At 45.8% G+C, this 23704-nt stretch carries 21 protein-coding genes; 3 read left to right on the forward strand and 18 right to left on the reverse strand.

Going from position 1 to position 23704, the window contains the following annotated elements; genetic code table 11:
* Positions 1-536: transposase (locus tag QNJ26_10120; protein ID MDJ0985890.1), on the reverse strand; the 536-nt coding region annotated here is incomplete at its 3' end.
* Between the two features lie 916 nt (positions 537-1452).
* Complete coding sequence (locus tag QNJ26_10125; protein ID MDJ0985891.1) at positions 1453-2982, reverse strand: long-chain fatty acid--CoA ligase; 1530 nt, start codon at positions 2980-2982, stop codon at positions 1453-1455.
* Positions 2983-3228: 246 nt separating this feature from the next.
* Between QNJ26_10125 and QNJ26_10130 the strand changes: the two genes are divergently transcribed.
* A complete protein-coding gene (locus QNJ26_10130) occupies positions 3229-4380 on the forward strand; it encodes a Xaa-Pro peptidase family protein (protein MDJ0985892.1) in 1152 nt (383 codons plus the stop codon).
* 144 nt (positions 4381-4524) lie between these two features.
* On the opposite strand, the gene QNJ26_10135 is transcribed toward QNJ26_10130, so the two are convergent.
* Positions 4525-4944 carry a thioesterase family protein gene (locus tag QNJ26_10135; protein MDJ0985893.1) on the reverse strand — a complete coding sequence of 140 codons (420 nt, stop codon included), beginning with the start codon at positions 4942-4944 and terminating at the stop codon, positions 4525-4527.
* Between the two features lie 52 nt (positions 4945-4996).
* Positions 4997-5524, reverse strand: a complete 528-nt coding sequence (locus QNJ26_10140; protein MDJ0985894.1) for a GNAT family N-acetyltransferase — start codon at positions 5522-5524, stop codon at positions 4997-4999.
* Between the two features lie 355 nt (positions 5525-5879).
* Here QNJ26_10140 and QNJ26_10145 point away from each other — a divergent pair, with 355 nt between their 5' ends.
* Positions 5880-6884, forward strand: coding sequence for a hypothetical protein (locus QNJ26_10145; protein ID MDJ0985895.1), 1005 nt, complete (start codon positions 5880-5882; stop codon positions 6882-6884).
* An 89-nt stretch (positions 6885-6973) separates the two neighbouring features.
* Here QNJ26_10145 and QNJ26_10150 read toward each other — a convergent pair whose 3' ends face one another.
* The 14 genes from QNJ26_10150 to QNJ26_10215 form a co-directional block, all read right to left on the reverse strand.
* Entirely contained in the window at positions 6974-7834 is an 861-nt protein-coding gene (locus QNJ26_10150) for a DMT family transporter (protein MDJ0985896.1), read from the reverse strand.
* Positions 7835-8059: 225 nt separating this feature from the next.
* A complete protein-coding gene (locus QNJ26_10155; protein ID MDJ0985897.1) occupies positions 8060-9268 on the reverse strand; it encodes a pyridoxal phosphate-dependent aminotransferase in 1209 nt (402 codons plus the stop codon).
* Between the two features lie 78 nt (positions 9269-9346).
* The gene (locus QNJ26_10160) at positions 9347-10219 is read right to left on the reverse strand and encodes an isocitrate lyase/phosphoenolpyruvate mutase family protein (protein MDJ0985898.1); all 873 of its coding nucleotides are present in this window, start codon (positions 10217-10219) and stop codon (positions 9347-9349) included.
* Positions 10220-10268: 49 nt separating this feature from the next.
* A complete protein-coding gene (locus QNJ26_10165; GenBank protein MDJ0985899.1) occupies positions 10269-11498 on the reverse strand; it encodes a MalY/PatB family protein in 1230 nt (409 codons plus the stop codon).
* A gap of 68 nt (positions 11499-11566) precedes the next feature.
* Entirely contained in the window at positions 11567-12409 is an 843-nt protein-coding gene (dat, locus tag QNJ26_10170) for a D-amino-acid transaminase (protein MDJ0985900.1), read from the reverse strand.
* 118 nt (positions 12410-12527) lie between these two features.
* Positions 12528-13418, reverse strand: a complete 891-nt coding sequence (locus QNJ26_10175; GenBank protein ID MDJ0985901.1) for an NAD(P)-dependent oxidoreductase — start codon at positions 13416-13418, stop codon at positions 12528-12530.
* A gap of 35 nt (positions 13419-13453) precedes the next feature.
* Entirely contained in the window at positions 13454-14506 is a 1053-nt protein-coding gene (locus tag QNJ26_10180; GenBank protein ID MDJ0985902.1) for a pyridoxal-phosphate dependent enzyme, read from the reverse strand.
* A gap of 94 nt (positions 14507-14600) precedes the next feature.
* On the reverse strand, positions 14601-15614 hold the full coding sequence (locus QNJ26_10185; GenBank protein MDJ0985903.1) for an ABC transporter substrate-binding protein: 1014 nt from the start codon (positions 15612-15614) through the stop codon (positions 14601-14603).
* Between the two features lie 141 nt (positions 15615-15755).
* Positions 15756-17408: an iron ABC transporter permease gene (locus tag QNJ26_10190; GenBank protein MDJ0985904.1), complete on the reverse strand. Its 1653-nt coding sequence runs from the start codon at positions 17406-17408 to the stop codon at positions 15756-15758.
* A gap of 10 nt (positions 17409-17418) precedes the next feature.
* Positions 17419-18486 carry an ABC transporter ATP-binding protein gene (locus QNJ26_10195; protein MDJ0985905.1) on the reverse strand — a complete coding sequence of 356 codons (1068 nt, stop codon included), beginning with the start codon at positions 18484-18486 and terminating at the stop codon, positions 17419-17421.
* Between the two features lie 76 nt (positions 18487-18562).
* Complete coding sequence (locus QNJ26_10200) at positions 18563-19780, reverse strand: permease (GenBank protein MDJ0985906.1); 1218 nt, start codon at positions 19778-19780, stop codon at positions 18563-18565.
* Between the two features lie 87 nt (positions 19781-19867).
* Positions 19868-20167 carry a metalloregulator ArsR/SmtB family transcription factor gene (locus tag QNJ26_10205; GenBank protein ID MDJ0985907.1) on the reverse strand — a complete coding sequence of 100 codons (300 nt, stop codon included), beginning with the start codon at positions 20165-20167 and terminating at the stop codon, positions 19868-19870.
* A 337-nt stretch (positions 20168-20504) separates the two neighbouring features.
* Positions 20505-21686, reverse strand: a complete 1182-nt coding sequence (locus QNJ26_10210) for a pyridoxal phosphate-dependent aminotransferase (GenBank protein ID MDJ0985908.1) — start codon at positions 21684-21686, stop codon at positions 20505-20507.
* 297 nt (positions 21687-21983) lie between these two features.
* The gene (locus QNJ26_10215) at positions 21984-22400 is read right to left on the reverse strand and encodes a VOC family protein (protein ID MDJ0985909.1); all 417 of its coding nucleotides are present in this window, start codon (positions 22398-22400) and stop codon (positions 21984-21986) included.
* A 709-nt stretch (positions 22401-23109) separates the two neighbouring features.
* Between QNJ26_10215 and QNJ26_10220 the strand changes: the two genes are divergently transcribed.
* Positions 23110-23703: a paraquat-inducible protein A gene (locus QNJ26_10220; protein MDJ0985910.1), complete on the forward strand. Its 594-nt coding sequence runs from the start codon at positions 23110-23112 to the stop codon at positions 23701-23703.
* Position 23704: the final 1 nt, after the last annotated feature.

Genomic DNA, 23704 nt, shown 5'->3' on the forward strand with positions numbered 1-23704 from the left:
CAAAATAAAGGGTAGTAACTGCGAGCACCCTTCTTGGCTTTATTGAAACCAACGGCGGTACCCTCTGCATGGCCTTTAGTAGACTGGACCGAACCATCAAAGTCCAATGTCAGACGGGGTAGCCGTTCACGCTGCAGCCCCTGTATTACCATTGAGCGGGATAGCCGGCGCACATTTTCGACTCCGTCTTTTTCCATTTGTGAAAGAGCCCTTGAGATGGTTGATACATCAGGCAGCTTGCGTAAACCCATTAGTCGCAGTACGATTGGATCATCGCGGTAGTAGTCGACTTCACGCAGGCGCCGAAAACCAATAAGCAGATGAATAATGAGCAACAATACGATCAGATGCCGACCGAAGATTGGTGAAACATTTAAATGCGAAAAGCATTTTTTAAGCCGCTGCTTCAAATTGAGTCGTTTAAACAATAGCTGAAAGATCAGCAAACCGGAAAACGATGTTAGCTGTTGGTCTTCGAAACGAATCGCTGGAATTTTATGGAATTTTGCCGTAATTTGTGCTTTACTGGACTTCACTTGCGGTGGCCTCCTGGATTAGGGTGATTGTTTGGTAGACAATCTGTTTATACCCAGATTCCATAGGCCTCCGCAAGTTTTTTACTTCTGATTTTCTTACTTTTTTTTGCAACTACAGGGTTTATATCAGTTCGCCAGTATCTAAAAATTAGCAATTATTCATGGTCGAGTAGCCCGGGGGAATTTCACCCCCAGGCCCTCACAGAACCGAACGTGAACCTCTCGATTCATTCGGCTCCTGCCAGCCATCCTCTTTATACCTCTCGGTCCAAAGCCTACGCAAAAAGAACCCGGCTCCTCCCCCGCTTTAGCGGGGTTGACCATCGCTTGCTGCCAGCTGGCTCATCCCCTTCGCTCCAGCCCCATTACAGAACCTTCAACACTAATACAGGATGATCCGCCCCCTTCATGTGCATCGATACTTTCCCCCTTCGTGGTCCGCACTTATAGGGTTTTCTCTTAACATCACATGAAGAGTTCCCACGTTCCGCACAGAAGCCTAAATCAGAGTCACGCCACCTTTATGCCGGACGCCGCCCAGGCAGTAAGCAGGTTGCCCCTGGACTTATCCTGGTGTAGAGATAGCCACCAGTTTTGACGCCATCTTTATGTTTTCGACACCTCATCGGATGGTTCGCTTGCGCTCGTCTCTCTGATTCACAACTGATCCCGTCTGGCGGGACCTTTTCCTCAACGCTCACCACCATGGCTTTTGACCACAGCAGCTTGAGGTGCTTTGGGGCCTGTTCCTGCAAACCGACCCCGAGGGGCCTACCCTCATCTTCTGTGCAACCTCGTGGCGCACTACCTCCAACATATCCAAATTTTCATAGACACTAAAAAAGTTGTGATATCCTACTGTTAATTCAAGCTTGGACTCACCTTACCATTTTGTGTAGCTAAAAATCGGTCAAAATTATTCCATATTTCTAATAAGTTCCCTTTTGCGAACCTTTCCAAGAGAAGTGCGCGGAAAATCTTCGCAGAAGGTGATGTTGCGGGGGCATTTAAATTTTGCCATCTGCTCCCGGCAAAAAGAGAAGATGTCTTCGGCACTCAGACCGGATTCTTCTTGAGCAATCACAAAAGCATGCCCGACTTCGCCCCAGCGCTCATCGGGTATACCCACCACCGCGATGTCTTTGACGTCCGGGTGCTGTCTTAAGATGCGTTCAACCTCGGCGGGATAGACGTTTTCGCCGCCGGTAATGTACATATCTCTGGCACGGTCCACCAGAAAATAGTAACCGTCTTCATCCATGCGGGCCAGATCACCGGTATGAAGCATTCCGTCACGAATCGTCTCTTCGGTGCGGACCGGATCCTGCCAGTATTCTTTCATCATAATAGAACCACGCACCACAATCTCGCCCACCTCTCCAGGTGGCACGGCGCGGCCATATCTATCGACAATATTGACTTCGGCATGAAATACCGGCCGACCCACCGTCCCCGGCTTGCGAAACGAGTCTTCTTCCGATGCCCACAGCAATATCGAGGTTTCTGTTTGCCCCATCACCTGGCGGAAAGCCAGGCCAGCCTCGCGGCACTGTTCAAAGAGCTCAGGCGTTGTTTTCTCCCCTCCCCCGGCACATACCTTCAAAGACGACATATCACCTCTTGCTGGTGGTTCGACCTTGACTAATGCTCGATACACAGTGGGAATGCCTAGAAATTTGGTCACCTGATAGCGCTCGATATCCTGATAGGCCTTTACGGGGTCGAATTTGGCATGAATCACCAGGGTGGCGCCTTTGTATATCGTTGGCGCCGCCTGAATAAAGAGCCCTCCGGAATGAAAAAGGGGCAATATGACAAGCATTATGTCATCAAAATGCAGTTTGAAAAAAATATCGGCATTCAAGCAGTTAAAAAATGTCTTGCGGTGACTGAGCACGGCGCCTTTCGGTCTGCCGGTGGTACCCGAAGTGTACATGATCACCTGGGGCTCTTCCGGGTCTGCCGGGCCCAGCGTTTGGGTTAAAAAGGGTTTCTGGTTGTCGAAATCAACCGAGGTTGCAGTATAGTCCAAAATCTCCGCATCCACCGGCGTTTTCCCAACCGATGACAGCATCACCGAAGGTTTGGTATTTTTAATATTCAACTTTTTAACGGTAGCCGTAAATTCCTGACCGAAAACAAATAAACGCGGACGGGAATTCTTCAGAAGATAATCGAGTTCCGCGGCCGCCAATCGAAAATTGAGCGGTACAAATATTGCCCCCAGCCGGGCACACGCTAAAAAAAGTTCAATGAACTCGGGACAGTTGTTTAACATGGCAGCAACACGGTCGCCTTTCTCGATTCCCAGAGACTGCAACCAACAGCTGGCCCGGTCCGCCCGTTCATTTAGCTCAAAATAGGTAATTCTTTCGTCTTTGAAAATAATGGCGTCTTTCTTTGGATGCAGTTCCGCCCAGCGTTGTACCCACCAGGCAATGTTCATAGAACGGATCATGGAGAGCCCTGTTACCTTTTTAATTGGATCTTTGATGTGTTAGATAAACGGAGAGCATAATTCTGCTCGAATTTTTTTGTATACTGTATACCAAATGAAGGGTCAAGGTTTTCTTGGGACAATTTCCTTTTCAAATGATTTAAAACTTCAAAGATATTGACAATTTTTTATGTGGCATATTACATCAAGTCATCAATGACGGTATTAGTTACTAATGATTAAAAGGAGGATATCATGGCGTTGCATTTTTCTGCCGAAGAATTTAAAGCCCGCGAAGAACAGGCAATTGAAAAATTGAAAAAGCGGGGGTTGGATGGACTTCTAATGTTTCGCCAGGAAAGCATGTACTATCTGACCGGTTATGACAGTTTTGGATATGTTTTTTTCCAGTGTCTGTATCTGGGTACCAACGGGCATTTTACGCTTTTAACCCGTTCACCGGATCTGAGACAGGCGCGTCATACCTCTATCATAGAAGACATTCGCATTTGGGTAGACAGCGCAGATGCAAATCCAGCGGATCAGTTAAAGGAAATTCTGAACGAATTTGGATGCAGAGGAAAACGTCTGGGGGTTGAGTACGACGCCTATGGATTGACCGCTAAAAATGGAAAATTACTGGAAAATGCCTTACAGGATTTTTGCACACTCGAAGATGCTTCAGATCTTGTGAATCAATTGCGAGTTGTAAAAAGTGACGCGGAGATGGTCTACGTCCGAAAAGCCGCTGAGCTGGCAGATCACGCTTATGATGAAGCCTACCGCCTTGCAAGTGCAGGAGCCGATGAAGGTCATATTTTGGCAGCGATGCAGGGAATCATCTTTTCCGGAGGGGGTGATTATCCGGGTAATGAATTCATTATCGGCTCGGGAAAAGATGCATTGCTATGTCGTTATAAATCTGGTCGTCGCAAACTCGATGCCCAAGATCAATTGACGCTTGAATGGGCCGCTGCTTATCGGCATTACCATGCTGCCATGATGCGTACGATTCCCATTGGCAATGCCACTTCTCGGCATCAGGATATGCATAAGGTTTGTATGGAAGCCATGCAGGCGTGTAAGCATGCCCTTCGACCCGGACGCCCTATCGGAGAGGTGTTTGATGCGTATGCAACCACCTGTGATGCTGCCGATATGCGAGAACACCGTTTAAACGCAACCGGCTACAGCCTGGGAACGACGTTTGCGCCCAACTGGATGGACTGGCCGATGTTTTACCATGCCAATCCGGTGATAGCCGAACCGAATATGGTTTTCTTCCTGCATATGATCCTGATGGACAGCATCAGCAACCATGCCATCTGCTTCGGCCATACAGTGGTCGTGACCGCTACCGGTTGTGAATCATTGTCCGACCGATCCATGGACTTGATCGTCAAATAGGAGGGTTCCCTCCTTCGCCTCTAAGGCTAAGGAGGACAAGCAGGTATCCCGCCTTCGCTAAAGCTTTGGCGCGGCAAGCAGTGTTCTGGTATCAGGAACCAGCAATTCCTATATTTTCATCAGTCGCTAATTTATAAGGTTGATTCAATCCTTAGAGAGTTGCGTTTCAAGGCGCTGCCGCAACCAATCTGGGATGTCTTTTTTCTTGAATGTGTCTATATCCTGACAAACCGTCACATTATGCCCGATTGTCCGCGGTTCTTTATCGCCCTGCTTGAATACCCGATATCCAAAGGTAATTGACGTCCGACCGATTTTTATTATCCTGACTTCGACCTCTATTTGATCTCCGTATCGCAGGGGCCGACTGAAATCGGTTTCCAGATGGACGGTGGGAAGCCCGATACGATGTTCGTTGACCAGGATAGGATAATCAATACCCAGTTCCTGACCAAAAAATTCTTCCAAGGCAACATGAAAATAATGCAGAAACCGCGGATAATAGACAATACCCGCATGATCTATATCGCCAAAACGAATTTTTAACTTAGATCGAAAAGCCATTTTTTTTGTTTGCATCAAAATTATTGAATGATCCCAATATTGAACATCAATGTTACGATATGGGTCTAGCGAAAATGAAATCTTGTTGGATATCGGATCCTATTGTAAAATTTTTTGTACCCAAAATTTCAAATTGCATTTTAGCGTAAAATGCATTTCCCCTGTTATTTTCCTGCCAGCTGCTCAGCCAGATGGATTTAAATGCTTTGCTGCGCGCATAGCTTGTGCAAGCCTTCAAAAGGGCGGCACCAATGCCATAGCCCAAATATTGCTGCATTGAATAAAGTCTGGCAAGCTCGATGGCCGGCAGTGGTTGGACGCAATCCGGAGTCGTGCCTTGATAAAGTTTGGCATACCCTACCCATTTTCTCTTTATCATAGCAATGAAAAATGTGGTGGCACTGTCAAGTAGTTCGGTCGTGATCTGATTTTCGCTAAAAGAACGTGCCACGTAATTTTCCAAATCTTCCTTTTTAAGGAAGGGAGCAAAAGCATCCCTGAAAGTTTTTTCTGCCAGTTTTGCCAGAGAGGCGGCATCGGACGGTACTGCAAGCTGAATGATGGGTGTTTCAACGTTCATTTTACTCTGTGTTTACAATAGAAAGTCCCAAGGCACTTAACACATCAATCGTAAAATTGTCCAATATTGTTGTCTTGATCAAATCCCAATTTTGGCTCTAATGGACAATACCACATTAATGGACGACAATAAATAATCGGCATGAGACTCAATTGTCCGATGCCTGTATTTTAATTTTCTTGCGGCAGACTTAAAATTCAGTATGGAAATTTTAGAGTTTCTAAACGAAATGTGCAATAATTATAAGGGGGCTCTAAAGATTCGATAAAGATACGCAACCCACAATTCTTGCCCTTGCAAAAAATTTTAGATTTGCCTATGCATTATGCAATAGTGGCGCAAATAGGAGACAGACATGAAAATATGGAAATTAATCTTGTGCGGTTGCGGAGTGATGGGGCGTAAAACAGCCGAGGCATTGCTGAGAAAACATTCCTACCAGATTGTCGGTGCTGTGGATATCCATTCAGATCTTGTCGGAAAGGATTTAGGGGATCTCTTTGAAAACCGGCACCAGACCGGCGTTATTATTCATGAGAAAATAAAGGAACTTTTTGATTCCGTCAAAGCCGATGCTGTAATACTCACAACAACCTCCCACCTGGAAAATATCAAGCCGCAAATTGAGGAGTGCCTGGAGGCAGAGCTCAACGTTGTCTCAACTTGTGAAGAGCTGGCCTATCCCTGGATAAGGCATCCGGAGATCGCCAGCAGCATCGACCGAAAAGCCAAAGAGAAGGGTGTTACCGTAGTGGGCACAGGCATTAATCCGGGATTTTTGATGGACACCCTGCCGGCAATCCTCACAGGTCCTTGTTTGAGCGTTGATTCGATCAAAGTTACGCGAATGATGGATTCTTTCAGACGCCGGGTTCCGTTCCAAAGAAAAGTCGGTACCGCCCTGAGCAGGGCGGAGTTTCGCCGACAAATCGAGAATGGTGTCATCACCGGTCACGTGGGCCTGTTGGAATCAATTAATATGATTGCCGCTGCCGTAAACTGGAAATTGGACGAGTTGGTTGAATTACCACCCAAGCCGGTCTTGGCCGAGACAGAAACAGACACCGCCCTTGGAGTTGTGACGGCTGGCAATGTGATTGGTCTTTCCAGTGTTGTCTATGCCAAGAAAGCTGGCCGTGAGGTCATCCGGCTTGAATTTGTCGCCAACGCTTCGGTGAAAGATGAGTACGATGAAATTATTATCGAAGGCCGTCCCCGGATTCATCAAAGGATCCTGGGTGGTGTTCATGGCGACTTGGGCACAGTAGCCATAACCATTAATACCATATCCCGAGCGGTGGAAGGCCCACCCGGGTTGAAAACTATGTTGGAATTGCCTCCAGCTGTCTATGTTCCCTGAGTTGTTGTGAGATTTCAGATCCTACCTTATCGTTACCGGTTTCTTTTTTAGGGTCGATTGCATAGCGATATCTGTCACTATAAATTTAATCATCCTAAAGCCAGAGCAACCATACCGCCTACCATAACAGTTGCACCAATAATGCGCTGTCTAATTTGTCCTTCACCTAACATCCGCGCACCCATCAAAGTACCGATAAGGATGCTGATCTCCCTTGCAGGTGCTACATAGCTGACTGGAGTAAAAACAAGCGCTGAAAGTATAAGAATATACGAAAGCGGAATTAACAGAGCAATTCCAATAACTTCCCGCCGATGGTGAGTCCACTCAAATCGAACTTTTTCCCAATTTGAAAGGGCATAGGGCGTCATAAGTAGCATCCGGCCGAAATTAGCTATGTAGTCGAGCAAGATGGGCGGGACAAGCCGGTTACTTACCGTGTATTTGTCAACCATTGTATAAGCTGCAATTGCAAGCCCGGTCAGAAGGGCATATCCAACTGCTCGACCTGAACCGGACATCAGCAGCAATTTTGGACTTCCCATGAGATATAACATCCCGCACACGATAGCTGCCGCCCCGCATAAAGCCAATAAAGACGGTCTTTCCTGAAAAATTGTTATCGCTAGGAAGACGGTGATAACCGGCGCGGAACACCGGGCCAAGGGATAGACCAGAGATAGATCGCCACTCCTGTATCCGCGCGTTAAAAGAAGAAAATATGCAGTGTGGAGCAGTGAAGATAAAGCAAGACACAGGATTTCAATACCGCCGATATGGGGCCGATATAAAACGGCAACAACGGCTGCAACCGGAAGATATATTACACTAGAAATCGCCCCAAAAAGCCAAATAAACGGGACGCTACCGCCGGAATGTTTGGCGAAAAAATTCCAACTGGCATGAACAATTGCAGCAACCAAAATCAGCAGGAGTGCGATGCTGTTCATATGATGATGCACCCTAAAGCCATCAGGACTCATAAAGCGGCGAAATCCTGAGCCCTAACCAGGATCAATTTTTAAGTTTATCAGTAAATCTGCAGGAATTAACTACTGTGATTCCATTTGCGGTTCCTTAGTTTAACTTGTCGGATAAAGTAAGTCCAAATGAGATAGCACCCCAATAACGATAGTGAGGCGCTTGCGGTATGACTGTCGCTGAGTATCTTAATTTTATGTCGTTAATTTTTCAACTGCTTGTTTGATTCTGTTCAATCCAGTTCTTATGCTTTCCATATCAGCAGCATAAGAAAGGCGAATGTATTCGTCGCAGCCGAATGCAGCCCCCGGCACCAACGCCACATGGCCCTCTTCCAAAAGATAAGAACACAGTTCCACCGAGCCTGCTATTCTGCGGCCCCTGTAAGATTTGGCAAAAAGCTCCGCCACATGGGGAAACGCATAAAAGGCCCCTTCCGGCATTCTGCAAGTAACACCGTCAATTTCGTTGAAGCTTTTTACGACATAATCACGCCGCTGCTGATAGGCGGCTCGCATCTTTTCAACCGATCTCTGATCACCCATCAAAGCCTCTTTCGCGGCATACTGAGCGATCGAATTAGGGTTCGATGTCATCTGCCCCTGAATTTTTGTCATGGCCTTGATTATTTCGCGTGGACCGGCGGCATATCCAATGCGCCACCCTGTCATGGCGTAAGCCTTGGATACCCCATTGACGGTGATAGTCCGCTCCTTGATCTCATCACCCAGACTCGCAATGCTGATAAACTCGTTATCGCCATAAACCAACTGCTCATACATTTCATCAGCGATCAGGATCAGGTCATTTTTCAGCGCAAACTGTGCTACCACCTCCAATTCGTCGCGGGTGTAAACTTTGCCGGACGGGTTGCTGGGATTGCTGAATATGACAGCTCTGGTTCGTTTTGTAAGAACCCCGCTTAGGTCATCTGCCGTCGGGGCCAGTGCGGGTGACCGGGTCGTATCCACGAAAACAGGTGATGCGCCGGCCAGGCTTACCTGGGCAGGATAGGTCACCCAGTGGGGGCTTAAAACAACAACCTCGTCGCCCGTGTCAAAGATCGCCTGAGATATATTGTAAAGCGTATGTTTGCCACCACACGACACAAGTATCTGTTCCGGTGAATAGTGAAGTGTGTTATCTTGCTCGAGCTTGCGGCAGATTGCTGCTTTTAGCGTGTCTATGCCTGCCACCGCAGTGTATTTTGTATATCCGGCATTAATGGCGTCTACCGCTTTGGCCTTTATGTTATGCGGGGTGTCAAAATCCGGTTCACCCATGGCGAAACTGATGATCTCGACCCCCTCCTGCTTTAATTGCTGGGCTTTTTCACCGATAGCAATGGTTTGGGATTCACCCATATTTTTGATTTTTTGCACAATAAATTTTTCGTAATCCATGATAACCTCCAGATATGGCCCTGAATGCAGAAAAGCTTATTAGGTATCGCTTCTTCTGCGCATATCCTCTAAATCGGTTTAACGCAGATATTTTTTTTCATTGTCTTTCATTTCCGGAACGCCTTGCAATTCGAACAGGTGATTTACCGGAACGAGTTTCTCATCAATATTTTCTATACTTCTATTTTGCCTGATCCGATTAAAAAGATCCTCCATCGCCTTTACGGCAACCCGCACGCCCTGATTGGCATAAATAACCATCTTGACTTTGCCGAGCTTTTCGATGTCCTTCTCCGTAAGACTGGGGTAATTCGTCGGGATAATAACCAGAGGAGTATCAAGATCCCAATTCTTGACAAATTCAAGGATCTCCTCCGGATCTGAAGATTTGGAATGGACTAAAATCGCATCGGCTCCAGCCCCTGCATACCGGTAAGCCCTCATTCGGGCTTCTTCCTGCCCCCAACCTGCAATCAGGGCTTCGACGCGGGCGATTACCATAAAGTCGGATGTTGTTTGGGCGGATTTGGCAGCCTCTATTTTACCCTCAAATTCTTCTATCCGCAGCAGTTCTTGTCTGCCGCCTGCAAGAAGGCTGGTATCCTTGGGAAACTTCTTATCTTCAATTGAAACCGCAGCAATTCCGGCTTCCTCGTATCGTTTAACCATATACATCACGTTTGTGGCATTGCCATACCCCGTATCACAGTCCGCTACAATAGGAATATTAATGACTTCATTCATCGAACGCGCAGTCTCTAAAAACTGATTCATCGAAATTAAGCTTGCATCCGGAATTCCATATGAGGTGGAAATTTCAAACCCACTGGCCCATACGCCATCAAAACCGGCTCTTTCTATCAGCTTAGCGCCTAAGCCATTGTGTGCCCCCGTAATCACAGTTAAAGGTTTTTTATCAAATAATTTGCGAAGCTGTTGTGCTTTCGTCATTCCCAGTCCTCCTCGTGTATGTCGTCCATATGTCGAATTTGACTTGGCTTTAGCCGTGTATCGCTCTTTCCACCCTGTTTAAAACTTCTTCCAGAACACTACGGGGACATGCGAAATTGAGTCTCTGGAACCCGTCGCCGCCTTCGCCGAATACATAACCATCATCGAATACCACCCCGGCTTTTTCAATAATGAAATTGTGAAGCTCATCCTTATACATCCCGAGTTTTCTAAAATCCAGCCATGCCAAATGTGTCCCTTCGGGCCTGATCAGTTCAACCTGCGGCAGTTTCTCCTCTAAGTAATTGTCCAAAAAATTCAGGTTCTCTTCCAGATATTCCAGGCACTGCTCAAGCCATTCTTCTCCATAGTTATAAGCCGCCTCAACTGCAACAAGGCCAAAGGGATTCAATTGCTCATAACCATTTTTTGATAATTCAAGTTCAAAAGCTTGGCGCAGTTTTTCGTTGGAAACAATAAGGTTTGCAGCCTGAACTCCTCCCAGATTAAACGCCTTATTGACAGAAGTGCTGGCGATCGAGTTTAATGCGAATTCAGTCGATATACTCGCAAAGGGTGTATATTGATGCCCTTTATATACTGTATCCAGATGCACCTCATCCGATATAACAATAACATTGTGCCTCAAGCATATTTCGCCGACCTTTGTTAGTTCTTCCCTGCTCCATACTCTTCCCACGGGATTATGCGGATTGCACAAAAACATTAATTTGGCAAGAGGATCGCGAGCTTTTTCCTCAAGATCCTCCAAATCCAGGGTGTATCTTCTATTTTCTAATTTCAACGGACTCATCAGCGGTTGTCGCCCGTTTTTCAGTGTAGCCCCCATAAAAGGGAAATAAGCGGGAGTTGGAATTAACACTTTTTCCGAAACAGACGTAAAAGTATTGATAAGGATATGGATTGCTGAAGTAGTTCCCGGTGTGGGAACGATCCATTCAGGTTGAATATCCCAGTGGTGTCTTTTTTTCATCCAGTGACACACTGCTTTAAAATAGGCCGGGCTCTTTCCTGTGTAACCGAAAATTCCATGTGAGGCTCTTTTTACAAGAGCATCGATTATCGGTTGGGCCGTTTTGAAATCCATGTCTGCAACCCACATTGGAATCGGACCGCCGGGTTCAAAATATCGTTCGGTATACACAAAATATTTGGTTGCCAAATCTTCGGGGAAAAAATTCCATTTATATGAGTTTGTGCCCTTGCGACTGACGACGGTGTCAAAATCGTATTTTATCCCTGATGATGATTTGTCCATAGCTATAACCTCCCCCAATAGAATCAGATCCGAAGCCAGATGTGTCAATCAAAATCAAATTGGCTGAACTAATAAACTTTTCTATATTTGGTATATTCTTTTTGCAATTTTCGCGTTATGGGTCCTGGCATACCGGTACCGACTTTCCAGTCATCAACTTGAACGACGGGAAATATTTCCAAAGTACTTCCGGTAACAAGTAATTCGTCGGCTTCTTTTAGTCGGTCAACCGGTATCGGGGACTCATTTACACCGATTCCCAGATTGTTGCAGAGTTCCAAAACCACCTGGCGAGTTATTCCCGCTAAAATTGAATTCGTATCCGGATAAGTATAAAATTGATTTGAGAAAATTGCGCCAAAGTTAGTATGCGATCCTTCGGTAATGAATCCATCCCGAACCAGGACCGCCTCTTCCGCCTGCTGGTCTTTTGCCCGTTGGCATGCAAGGACATTCGGGAGCAGCGCGATTGATTTGATGTCACAGCGTCCCCACCTGATATCCGGTTCTAAAACAACTTTGACGCCTTTTTCTCGTTTGCTCACCGGCGGTTGAAAGGCAGAGGCAGCGGCATAAGCTGTTGGTGAAACGTCTTCACCCGGAAAAGCATGTTGTCGAGGGGCAGCCCCCCTTGTTACCTGGATATAAAGGGTTGCGTCTGTATCCTGAAGCCTGTTGCGATGGATAAGCTTTTCCCCAATAGCTTTTAAATCCCCATTAAAAGGGTCCGGGATGCGCAGCTCTTTCAGGCTTTTTTCCATCCTTGCTATGTGCTCATGGGCTTTAAATAAATACCCGTTGTAGGACCTCATCACCTCATATAGCCCATCCCCTAATAAAAAGCCGCGATCATCGGGAGATATTTGAACGGCTTTCTTCGGCATGAATTCACCGTTGTAGTAGGCGATCATATGCCCTCCCTTCGCAATTTTATCAATGCTTCCTGGCAAAAGTATTCATAAAATCGATCCGTTTCTTTTCACCTTCATATGACATAGAACGGATGAACCGGCGTGAAAATTTACCATTCTACGCATTTTCTTTTCCTTCAATGAATTCTTTTGCGATTACAAATACTTCCTCGCTGATTCTTAGAGAATTTTCCTCGCTGTTGGCTCCAATATGGGGGGTCATAATGACATTTGGCGATTTTAAAATCGGATAATCCGGGGCAGGAGGATCAGAAACCCAGACATCAGTGCAGTATGCTTTCAGGTGCCCACTTTTTAAAGCGGCTGAAACATCTTCAGCAACAACGCAAGCCGCCCGACCTGTATTGATTAGAACGGCTCCCTTTTTCATAACGGCCAGGACGGCCTTGTTGATTATACCCCTGGTGGAATTTGTCAGCGGGGTGTGAAGTGAAATATAGTCAGCCTCTCTGACAGCCTCTTGCAGAGTGGTTTTTATGTCGGCGTATTTGCTTGGCCGTCCGGACTGTCTGAAAGCTGTAACCTTCATGCCGAATGCAGCAGCTCTTTTGGCTATTTCAATCGCGATTCGGCCCATACCGATGAGACAAATGGTTTTACCGTAGAGTTCAGTCCATTTTAACTGTTGCTTGAGCCATTGTTTTTTTTGCATACTAGTGTGTGCTTCGATTATCCGGGAAGAGGTTGTCAGCATCATAGCAAAAGCGGTTTCGGCAACAGCAATTGAAGATGCTTGCGGCGTATTTTTAACACTGATACCCCTGGAAGCTGCGAATTCACCGTCAATATTATCGGTTCCTACACCGCCGCGGATAATCAGCTTGAGATTGGGCGCTGCTTCTAGATATTCTCTGGTACATTTCGTTTTGCTTCTTACAAGGAGAATATCCGCTTCCGGCAGTCGTTTCTTATCTTTTGTTACCTCACCTATATCAGGCAGCTTCTTTTCCAATTCCGCGTCAAAGGTATCAGAAATTAGAATTAGCATAGCTTCCACCAACGAAATCCTTTGTATGGGTTTTTCTATCCTTCGGGCTTATTTAACAACAGGTCTTCATTTTCAATTTTTGGGAAATTATGCTCATCTAAGTATTTAAAATATTCATCTAAATACAGAAACGGGCTATCAGGACAAACGAAAACACATACAATTTCGCCGTTTTTACTTCTTAATCCATCGAAGGTATCTTTGTTTTTTCTTTGGTGTAAATATTTTAACAATCCTGCCAACGCGAAGCCGGAACTCGGACCCACCAGTATGCCCTGCCGACTCAGTGCCATGCTAGTTTTATAAGACGCCGCGGTTTCAACTCTCTGGATATCATCAACATGCGGGCGCCATTCAAAACCGATTAATCGCAATAATGCTTCCGTCCTTACCCCCGGGGTATAAGTATCCGCCTCTCTCATTACACCAACGACTTGAACTTTGCTTTCCTTGCTCTTGAGATAGGTCGAGGTACCGATAATTGTGCCGGTGGTCCCCAGACCGGCACAAAAAACACTTATATTTCCTTCTGTTTGTTCCCAGATTTGCTTTCCGGTCCATTTTTGATGGGCTTTGGGGTTGTCTTTATTATCGTATTGTCCTGGATTAACCCAACTATCCTTTTTACCCAGCTTTTTGGCTTTATAAATTCCGCTGGTCGGATCAGTGGGATCCGGCCAGTCGGGCTCCTGGTTGACAATCGGCTCGACACCGAAGAACAGCAGCATAACTAATTTTTGCCAGGAAACTTCGGTCGGCACAAAAGATTTGATTTTATCAATACCCAGCATTCGGGCCACCAGCGCGATTGAAAAGACCGTGTTGCCGGAAGAATTTTCAATAACCTGTTCAACCCCTTTTAGCTCTCCGCGCTTACGCATTTCAAGCAGCATGTTGTAGGCCGGCATGCACTTTACGTTTCCTAAAGGCAAAAAGGTCATGAGTTTGGCAAATATTCTAACTTTATCGTCGAAAAAGGGGTTGAGATCCTCAGGCAGCTCCACTAAAGGCAAGTAAGGATGCATACCGGGATTCAAAAAATCCTTAAGTGAGTTCCTGCCTTTAAAAGTATTTAAATCTTTCGCCATTTGCGGTTCCTTGTTGAATTGGTAGGATAAAGTAGGTCCAAGTGAAGCAGCGCTCCATTGTGGATCATGGAGCGCTGCTTTCATTTTTGCGTTGCTACCTTAATTTTTTCTTGATCCCTTCCCATGTTTTGGTGAGGGTCGGGTGGTCTTTGGAGGCTTTACTCTGATCGATATCGATATATTTTAAATCGCCCAAAGCTGGCAGATCTGTCAGCTTTTCGACTGCGATATCGCCGCGGGTGGGCCTCCTGAAGCTTTTTACAAACAGAGCTTCCTGGGCCTCCTTAGAGCAGAAGAAGTCATACATGAGCTTGGCTTCGTCAGGATTCTTGGCGCCCTTAATTAAGACAACCCCTTCGGGAGATAAAAAGGAGCCGTCTTTGGGATAGATGATGCCGATTTCTTTCTGCCCCCCGGCAACATATGTGTAAGCGGCATATTCCATGGTGATCCCCAGGGCGTATTCGCCCATTGCCACACCTTTGTATACCATGCTGGTACTGGGCACGTTTTTCACAACTGCCGCTAGCTTTTCCAGTCCCTCTTTTCCGTATAATTTGTTAAAACCATAAGCCTGGATATAGGTGGAGCTCGATTTAACCGGATTGCCCATGACGACTTTGCCCTTCCATTTGGGATCAAAAAGGTCTGACCATTTTTGGGGCAGCTCGCTTTTAGACACAAGCTTGGAGTTGTACATAATGACCATGGGATGAATATTCACACCGGTCCACATATTGTTTTTCTCAATGAACTCCGGTTTGATGCCTTTGGCTTCTGGTGAAGAATACGGCTGAAAATTTTCCATATATGCTCCCAGGGTCCCAAAGCCACCGCTCCAAAATACATCGCCCAAAGGGTTGTCTTTTTCCGCGCTTATTCTTTTCATCAGGGCACCTGACCCGGCCCTCACCACAGAAACAGAAATATCGGGATGTTTTTCTTTAAACATTTTTACGGCAAGATCAATAACCTCTTGTTTGTTGGAAGAATACAGTACTACTTTTCCCGCGGCAGCTTCTTCCAGGGGAAACAAAACACCCGTGGTTAAAGTGATCGTAAGGAAAAGGCTTAAAACCATAAATACGGCAACTCTTGAAAATCTCATAATTTCTCTCCTTTCTAATGGATCAATATTAATTTTATGTAACACCTCGCTTCATTTATTGGTGTTTTACCACCTCCTTCCTTTTTCAATTGAATCTGGGCACACCTTACATTGACGGCGATAGAACCAATTGTTTAAACACTATTTTGCTGCAAATACATCGATCTTAAAAAATTTAATGGCAATAAATAACGGAAGGAAAATGGCCGCGATCAGCACCGAAGCATAAGCAGAAGCGGTACCAAATTCCCCGCTGTCAATCTGCTGAAATATCTGGATCGGCATGGTGGACCACTCGCCGAAGTAAAGCACGATTGTAGCGGCGAGTTCTGCAAGAGTGCCGACCCACATGAGAAGCGCACCGGCAACAAGCGCCGGCATCATCAGCGGCATTACCACTTTAAAAAATGATTTCAAAGGTGAGACGCCAAGATTGATGGAAGCCTCCTCCATAGATTCCTTTATGTTATACAAAACCGAAGAGCTCGTCCTGATGGCAAATGGGACTTTGCGCACGAAATAGGCCACCAGCATGATGACCCAGCTTCCGGTGAGAACCAAAAAGCCTTTGTTGAAAGTCGTAATAAGGGAAATCCCCAGAACAGTGCCCGCAACTGCCAATGGAAACATCACCAGCATATCCAGAAGATAAGTTGCCTTGGAGCGCCTTTTTACCAAGACATAACTTGTAAATGTGGCGAAAACGAAACCGATTATGGTCGCAGTGGTGGCCAAAAATAGTGAATTATAGACGGCCCTCGGCGCCAGTGTAAAAGCCTTAACATAACTCTCTATGCTGAATTGGCCGTAATGAAGGACTGGACCGATGCTTTTGGTAAAGGAGGCCACCAGGCACACAAGGATGCTAAAAAGGGACAGAAAGATAAGTCCGAAGCAAAATATTAATACCAGAGTTCTTGGTACCGGTGAGAGAGTTCTGGACCGCGGGGCTCGACCGGATTCCATCTGATATGCCTTTCTTTCGACAACCCTTTTCTGAATGATAAGCACAATCGTTGTAATAATTAACAACACCATTGACAGCGTGCTCGCCATCAATGGGCTTCCCCCCATTTCACTCACGAATTCATTGTAAGCTTCCACAGATAAAATTGGCAGGCTTTCTGCCAAAATGACCGGTACGCCAAAATTTTCTATTACCAGGGTAAAAACCACTAATGAGCTGGCCAAAATCGAAGGTGCAATCACGGGAAAGGTCACTGTCAGATAAGTACGAAAGGGGCTCGATCCCAGATTCCGGGCTGCGTCTTCCAGGGAAGAATCAATGGAACCCATCGCCGATGAAACCATTAAGAACATAAACGCCCAATGCTGCATGGTTAGAACAATGATAAGACCCGGCCAACCATAGATGGAGGGTAGCTCCACACCGATTAATCTTAACCATTCGGTCACAAAACCGCTTCTGCCCACTGTCAGGATCCATGATTCAGCCACAATAATGGTCGGTAGAATAAGGGTGAGCAATGGTAGGGTGCGAATCACATTTTTAAAGGGAAGTTCATAGCGTGTTACGATAAATGCCATGGTGACCCCGATAATAAGGCAAAGTACCGTAACTACGGAGCTGAGGATGAGGCTGTTGAACATGGCTGAGCGGTAAACGTGATCGGTGATAAATGTATAATACCCTTCAAGAGAAAATTTTCCTGTTGATGGTGACGTAAAGCTCACACCGAATAAAGAAAGCAGGGGATATAGAACGAACAATATCAACACAAAGAAGGCCACTATGGTGATTAAAGTCCAGATATTAAAACGGTGCAGTTTCATAAAAATCTTCCTATATATCTAATATTCGACAGTTAGCGGATATGTTTAGGGTAACCTCCTGTCCGACGCTTTTTATTCCTGAGTCGTCTATGTTTTGTTTTTCGACCTTGAGTTCTATGCCTTCAAAGGCCTGAATCCTGTATTTGACCATGGATCCCATAAACATGACACTGACCACGCGACCTTTAAGGGTATTTACACCCTCATCATTCCCGTCAACGATGTAAATTTCCTCGGGCCTTAGACAGCAAAGCACGTTTGACGAAAGCTTTTTGGTATTTGAAACCTGGATCTCCTCGCCATCGATATCCAAAACAGCCATATCCTTTCCGTTGTTACTCGATACGACCCGGGCTTCAATGAGATTGGCAGAACCGATAAAACCAGCCACAAACCGGTTGGCGGGATTGCGGTATACATCCATGGGAGAACCGATTTGCTCGATGCACCCTTGCCTCATTACCGCAACCCGATCAGAAACGGAGACCGCTTCTTCCTGATCGTGGGTTACAAATATGGTGGTAATCCCGACTTCCTTCTGGAGCCGCTTGATGACCTCCCTCATGTTGATGCGCAGTTTTGCATCGAGATTCGAAAGGGGTTCATCCATTAGCAACACTTCGGGCTCAATGACAAGGGCCCGCGCCAGTGCTACGCGTTGCTGCTGCCCGCCGCTCAGTGCGTTCGGATATCGCCTTGTTAACCCGCCGAGTTCAACCTTTTCTAACATGGCGTTGACTTTGCGGTCGATATCCTTCTTGCTTTCTTTTCTGGCCTTCAGACCATAAGCGACGTTGTCGTAAATGGACATGTTCGGAAACAACGCGTAATCCTGAAAAACCATGCCCGTGTTCCGTTTGTGGGCTGGAACGGAATTCATGCGTTTATCCTCGAAATACACATCACCTTCCTGGGGATCGATGAAGCCCGCCACAACTCTCATGGTCGTTGTTTTCCCGCATCCGCTGGGGCCCAATAGTGTAAAAAATTCTCCATCATTGATCTCCAGGGTCAAATTATCAATGGCTTTAAAGCTGCCGAAGTACTTTGTTATATTTTTCAGGTTAACTTGTGCCATGATGTGTTCCTTTACACTGTTGACTTGATCTAGTCATTATTCCAATAATAAATAAAGATTGACGGTTGGCGCCATTTCAACCGGCAATGATTTGGTAGCAATATCCTGCAATCAGGGAACCAGCGATACCCGCCCCAAGGTAAATCGCAAACGTTTGTCTTTTGACTAGTGCAAACACAGCCGTCATGGCTGGGATCGTTGTTACCGGCCCGGCAATCAAAAAGGCCAGCGCCGCTCCCTGGCTCATTCCATTCTTGAGAAGTCCATCGACGATTGGAATCGCACCCACCCCTGAGGTATAGACAGGAATACCAATGGCGGTGGCAAGTGGTATGGAAAAAAGCTGATTTTTACCAAGGGCAGCGGAGATCCAGCTTGGATCGACATAATGCACAATAAGCGATTCAAGTATGAAAGCAATAAGCAGCCATTTGCCAAGGAATAAGGAAACTTTCAAAGCTTCAGGCCAAAAATTGCTCCAAAATTTCGAACCCGAGCTATCCGTTTTATCCTCCGAACTGCAGCATGAGCTTTGTGACAGGCTCAACCCGTGGAGTTGATTATTTAGCAGGCCGGAAGCTGACAAAAAATATATGATATAGCCGGCTCCTGCTCCCAAGAAAACCGCGGTAACAAGCCGGGCTAAAGCAAAATCGATCCCCAGCACACCGGCAGTAAGAACAAACATGGACGGCCCCATTAATGGTGAACTAATCCAAAACGCCATTACGGGCGCAAGCGGTACGCCGCTTGCCAACAAAGCGGCAATCAAGGGAATAACGCCACAAGAGCATAGCGGTATGGTGGCGCCAACGATAGCGGCGCCTGCGATGGCGATTTTCTCCCTCCGGTAGAATACCGCTTTGATACGCTCCGAAAAACCGGACACCGTGACCCAGGCAGCTATACCAACACCCAAAAGGAAGAAAGGCAGGATTGACCATACCGCTTTGCCAACAAAGGCAAGATTTGAGATGATTTCACGCCAAAAGATTTCCGGCCTGATGCCGGGAACAAAGCCAGCACTCAAAATCAAGATCGTTATACCGGTTAAGCCCGCTATACCCCAAAGCCAAAACGACGTATTCATGAAAGCAAATTTAGGATGTACAGGGTCTGCTAAACTTCCCTCTGATGTGACTGTATCGCCGGCTGAATTTTCACAGCAGGGCAGATGGAATGGCTCTTGAACGGGCGAAGATTCCAGAATTTGAGCTCCCGTCGCTGTTGTACAGCAACTTATAGTCGTCATTTCTTTTTGGTTTTTCTTTTCTACCCTTTGATCATCGTCCATGGTTCAATTTTTTTATATATCGATGTTTTTGGAATTATAGAAATATCACACCAAAAAAAATATTGACAACCTGTCTCCGAAAAAATCTCAACCACAATCTTTAATACCTTTACAGCATTCGGATTGAAGAAAATCTAACAATTCATCCAACGAATCATACTGGGCAGTGCAATAGAGCGTCCTGCTTTCACGATTTTGCTTAATTAATCCGACGGAAACCAACCGTGAAATATGGTGGGACAAGGTAGAACCCGGCAACCCCAAGGCTTTTTGGATCTCCCCCACCGGAACGCCGTCATGTCCGACTTTCACCAAATATCGAAAAATGGACAGCCGGGTGGTATGGCCCAGTTCACTCAATCTTTTGGCTGCATCTTCATGTTTCATGAAAACAAGATAAAGCATACCGGGAATCGACAGTCAACTATATTTTTAGAAATATCGAAATATATATGCTGAAAAGAAATGAGTTGACAACACATTTAAATCTCTAAATTGGCATGTATATATTGAGGGATAGTGAAACTATTTATAAAAAACCAGAAAGGCTCTGTCGCAACCCGATCGGGTCAGGTTCAAATGTCCACAAAGAAAGCCGGTATTGCTATGATCGCACCCCATATCTCGTTTAATTAAATCACAAAACCAACACGTTAGCTGAATTGCGGAATGTGGCTATGCAGAAACACTAACCCCATAGGCAAGAACATGAAGCAATTTTCAATTATGTGTATTTCTTGATTGCCCTTTCAAAGCCCGGCATCGAATTTTTAATCACATGGTCATCCACGCAAAACGCAATTCTAAAGTGACCAGGTCCATCAAAGCCGCTGCCCGGCACCACCAGAACACGTTCCTCTTTAAGCGCATTGGCAAATTCGACATCGTCTGGAATCGGTGAGCGCGGAAAAAGGTAAAATGTCCCCGGCGGTTTGATAAATTCATATCCAAATGCGGCCAGGCCATCACACAGCATTTCCCGTTTACGTGCATATTCAGTTATCTCCACACTCATCCCCTGCATGCAGGCTACCACGCGCTGCATCAGCGCCGGTGCATTGACAAAGCCCAAAATGCGATTGGCAACCGTCATACCGGCGACCAGATCGTTTTTATAGGTGGCCGCGGGGTTAATAGCAATAAATCCGATGCGCTCACCGGGAATTGAAATATCCTTCGAATAGGAGGTGCCGATAATGCTTTCTTTATAGCTGGTAAATATGCTCGGCACTTTAACATTGTCGTAAACGATTTTACGATAGGGTTCGTCTGAGACCAGGTAGATCGTGCGTTTGTAATCTTTGCTCTTCTTTTCCAATAAGGCACCCAGTGCCACCAGATCTTCTTCAGGGTAAACCTGCCCGGTCGGGTTGTTGGGCGAGTTGATCAATACGGCTTTGGTTTTTGCGGTAATGGCGTCGGACATGGCATCTAAATCGAGTTGAAAATCGGGTTTGGACTGAACCGTTTTTAAGACCCCGCCATGATTGTCGGCATAAAATTTATATTCAACAAAACAGGGCGCCGGTGTAAGAACTTCGTCACCCGGATCAAGTATCGTTTTCAAAGCCACGTTGAGAGCACCCGAGGCGCCGCACGTCATCATGACTTCAAAGTCGGTAACTGGGGCTTGCTGTTCTTCAGCCAAATAATCGGCTACAGAGCCGCACACCATCGGATAACCGGTATTGGGCATATAGCAATGATCCCCCAGCCCGCAGGAGTCCACCGTATCCCTGAGCAATTCATTAAATTTTTCGGGCGGTGGCAAATTCGGATTTCCCAGGCTAAAATCATAGACTTTATCGGATCCGTATTGAGCCTTGAGTTGCGCTCCTTCTTCAAACATCTTCCGGATGAAAGACGCCCTTGATATGATATCTTCAATTTTCTTCGAAATGCTCATCTCTCCAACCTCATAATTTAGAGATTAACTTATTGGATGCCTTTAGTAGATTTTTATTATTATTCTCAGCTGGTTATACCTTGCACCTAAACTTCCATTAAGGCTGTAATTATCGTTAGAAATGAAATTTCAGTTTACGCTAATAAAGATTGATTGAGACTTTTGAAAAATTTTCAATTTTGTTCAATTTCGAGAAAGACGAAGATTTTAATTTGAGGCATACTTTTGGGTATGTCGAGGATTAAAATCTGCGTCTGACAAAGAAATTGGGCAAAAGGGGATGTTTTTCAAAGGTCTCTATTCGAATTCTTTCCACTTATAATCTATCAGTTCAAGCAAAACCCCATTCATTTTCTTGGGATGAATGAAAGCAAACTCACAATCTCTGAATGGTCGTGCGCCGCCGATAAAAGGATAATCTTTTTCCTTTAATTCTGCCATGGAATCGCGGGTATTATCGACATTAAAAGCGATCAGCATCACGCCCTCACCCCGTTTTTCGATGAATTTAGCGACATCGCCATCCGGAGTGGTCGATTCCATCAGTTCAAAGCCGACTTCACCGACCCAGTAGCGGGCCACCTTAATTTTCTCAGGCTCATCTATGTATTCATCGTCGGGCTTGTCTTTTCCCAACACCGGCTCCCAGACCTTTCTGGCCTCATCAAGGTTTTTGACCGCAATGCAGATATGGTCGACTTTGTTTACTTTCATCCTACCCTCCTCTATTCCGGCCGAACAAATTTTAAAATGGCTGGCGTTAATTAAACCTGCAGTTCGATTTTACTATAGAAGGTTACCTTGTCAAGCGGTATGCTGATCGCATTGTCCGGATAGATGCAGCTACATTCATTGCGTTCTTCACACAATAATTCAGAATAATCCCATTCCAACAATGTTTCCGCTATTTCACATCCGCCTTTTATAGTTTAAACATTCGGCTGAATTGGATTGCTGTGCTTTAAAAGCGGCAACAAGCAAATTGAAGGTATGGTCCAAATTATCAAACAGGCAATAAGACCTATCCGTTAACAACCACCGTGTAATAATGTGGTCCATGGTTCCAACAAAAATATCGCGCGCGCTTATCGGGTCGAGATCCGGCTTCATTTCTCAGGTTTTTTGGCCTTCTTCCAAAATGTCAAACAGGTAGCAATAGAACTTTTTGACATTTCGGTAAAAATCCTGTCAAGGACATTTTTTCGTTGAAAGCGCACATGATGTCATTTATATTTCACCGACCGCTGCATTTGTTTTCTATATCCGACCTCAAAAGCCCAGCAATTAATAGGCAAAGCGGTCGATAAATTTATAATTATATGCTATAGATACCACATAATCCAAGGCTGCACTCCCATCTGATGAAGATCGCCCCTTGCCGGGCAATTGAATAACACACTGATCGTTTCCATTGCATACGGCTATGAAATCTATTATTGCTTGCCATGAATGTGATTTGCTGCATAAACCCCAGCGTTGTCCCCCGGGCGGAACAGCCAGATGTATCCGCTGCGGGGCTGTGCTGTACCGGCATAAACAAAACAGTATGGACCGCGTACTCGCCTTGACAGTGGCCGGACTGATTCTTTTTATTATCGCCAATGCGTATCCGTTTCTGACTTTTAGGTTGGAAGCCCAGATCCAGCAAACCAATCTGATTACCGGGGTTGTTGAGCTCTACCGGCAAGGCATGTGGATCGTGGCCGGTGTAGTGCTGTTGACGACCATTGTGATCCCTTTGCTTGAGCTTTCAGGTATGCTGTTTATCATGGTCCCATTGAAAATGGGCCGGCAGCCCTGGAAACTGGCCCTGCTCTTTCGCACGGTGCGCAGTTTTCGGCCCTGGGGCATGATGGAAGTTTTTATGATCGGCATATTGGTAGCCGCCGTCAAGCTCATTAAGATGGCCAATATTATCCCCGGCATTGCCTTATATGCGTTTATGATTCTTATTTTTATACTTGCGGCGTCAGCAGCAGCGCTAGATTCACATATGGTATGGAAAAAATTGGACTAAG

This window comes from Desulfobacterales bacterium (genome assembly GCA_030066985.1).
Lineage (GTDB): Bacteria > Desulfobacterota > Desulfobacteria > Desulfobacterales > JAHEIW01 > JAHEIW01.

What these genes read in the sequence shown, in the direction of transcription:
- QNJ26_10165 (MDJ0985899.1), bottom strand. Translation starts at nt 11,498, where the DNA reads ATGGACAAATCATCATCAGGGATAAAATACGATTTTGACACCGTCGTC.
- QNJ26_10210 (MDJ0985908.1), bottom strand. Translation starts at nt 21,686, where the DNA reads ATGAGCATTTCGAAGAAAATTGAAGATATCATATCAAGGGCGTCTTTC.
- QNJ26_10195 (MDJ0985905.1), bottom strand. Translation starts at nt 18,486, where the DNA reads ATGGCACAAGTTAACCTGAAAAATATAACAAAGTACTTCGGCAGCTTT.
- QNJ26_10130 (MDJ0985892.1), top strand. Translation starts at nt 3,229, where the DNA reads ATGGCGTTGCATTTTTCTGCCGAAGAATTTAAAGCCCGCGAAGAACAG.
- QNJ26_10215 (MDJ0985909.1), bottom strand. Translation starts at nt 22,400, where the DNA reads ATGAAAGTAAACAAAGTCGACCATATCTGCATTGCGGTCAAAAACCTT.
- QNJ26_10175 (MDJ0985901.1), bottom strand. Translation starts at nt 13,418, where the DNA reads ATGCTAATTCTAATTTCTGATACCTTTGACGCGGAATTGGAAAAGAAG.
- QNJ26_10185 (MDJ0985903.1), bottom strand. Translation starts at nt 15,614, where the DNA reads ATGAGATTTTCAAGAGTTGCCGTATTTATGGTTTTAAGCCTTTTCCTT.
- QNJ26_10135 (MDJ0985893.1), bottom strand. Translation starts at nt 4,944, where the DNA reads ATGGCTTTTCGATCTAAGTTAAAAATTCGTTTTGGCGATATAGATCAT.
- QNJ26_10160 (MDJ0985898.1), bottom strand. Translation starts at nt 10,219, where the DNA reads ATGACGAAAGCACAACAGCTTCGCAAATTATTTGATAAAAAACCTTTA.
- dat (MDJ0985900.1), bottom strand. Translation starts at nt 12,409, where the DNA reads ATGATCGCCTACTACAACGGTGAATTCATGCCGAAGAAAGCCGTTCAA.
- QNJ26_10205 (MDJ0985907.1), bottom strand. Translation starts at nt 20,167, where the DNA reads ATGAAACATGAAGATGCAGCCAAAAGATTGAGTGAACTGGGCCATACC.
- QNJ26_10145 (MDJ0985895.1), top strand. Translation starts at nt 5,880, where the DNA reads ATGAAAATATGGAAATTAATCTTGTGCGGTTGCGGAGTGATGGGGCGT.
- QNJ26_10220 (MDJ0985910.1), top strand. Translation starts at nt 23,110, where the DNA reads ATGAAATCTATTATTGCTTGCCATGAATGTGATTTGCTGCATAAACCC.
- QNJ26_10140 (MDJ0985894.1), bottom strand. Translation starts at nt 5,524, where the DNA reads ATGAACGTTGAAACACCCATCATTCAGCTTGCAGTACCGTCCGATGCC.
- QNJ26_10190 (MDJ0985904.1), bottom strand. Translation starts at nt 17,408, where the DNA reads ATGAAACTGCACCGTTTTAATATCTGGACTTTAATCACCATAGTGGCC.
- QNJ26_10150 (MDJ0985896.1), bottom strand. Translation starts at nt 7,834, where the DNA reads ATGAACAGCATCGCACTCCTGCTGATTTTGGTTGCTGCAATTGTTCAT.
- QNJ26_10180 (MDJ0985902.1), bottom strand. Translation starts at nt 14,506, where the DNA reads ATGGCGAAAGATTTAAATACTTTTAAAGGCAGGAACTCACTTAAGGAT.
- QNJ26_10125 (MDJ0985891.1), bottom strand. Translation starts at nt 2,982, where the DNA reads ATGAACATTGCCTGGTGGGTACAACGCTGGGCGGAACTGCATCCAAAG.
- QNJ26_10200 (MDJ0985906.1), bottom strand. Translation starts at nt 19,780, where the DNA reads ATGGACGATGATCAAAGGGTAGAAAAGAAAAACCAAAAAGAAATGACG.
- QNJ26_10155 (MDJ0985897.1), bottom strand. Translation starts at nt 9,268, where the DNA reads ATGGATTACGAAAAATTTATTGTGCAAAAAATCAAAAATATGGGTGAA.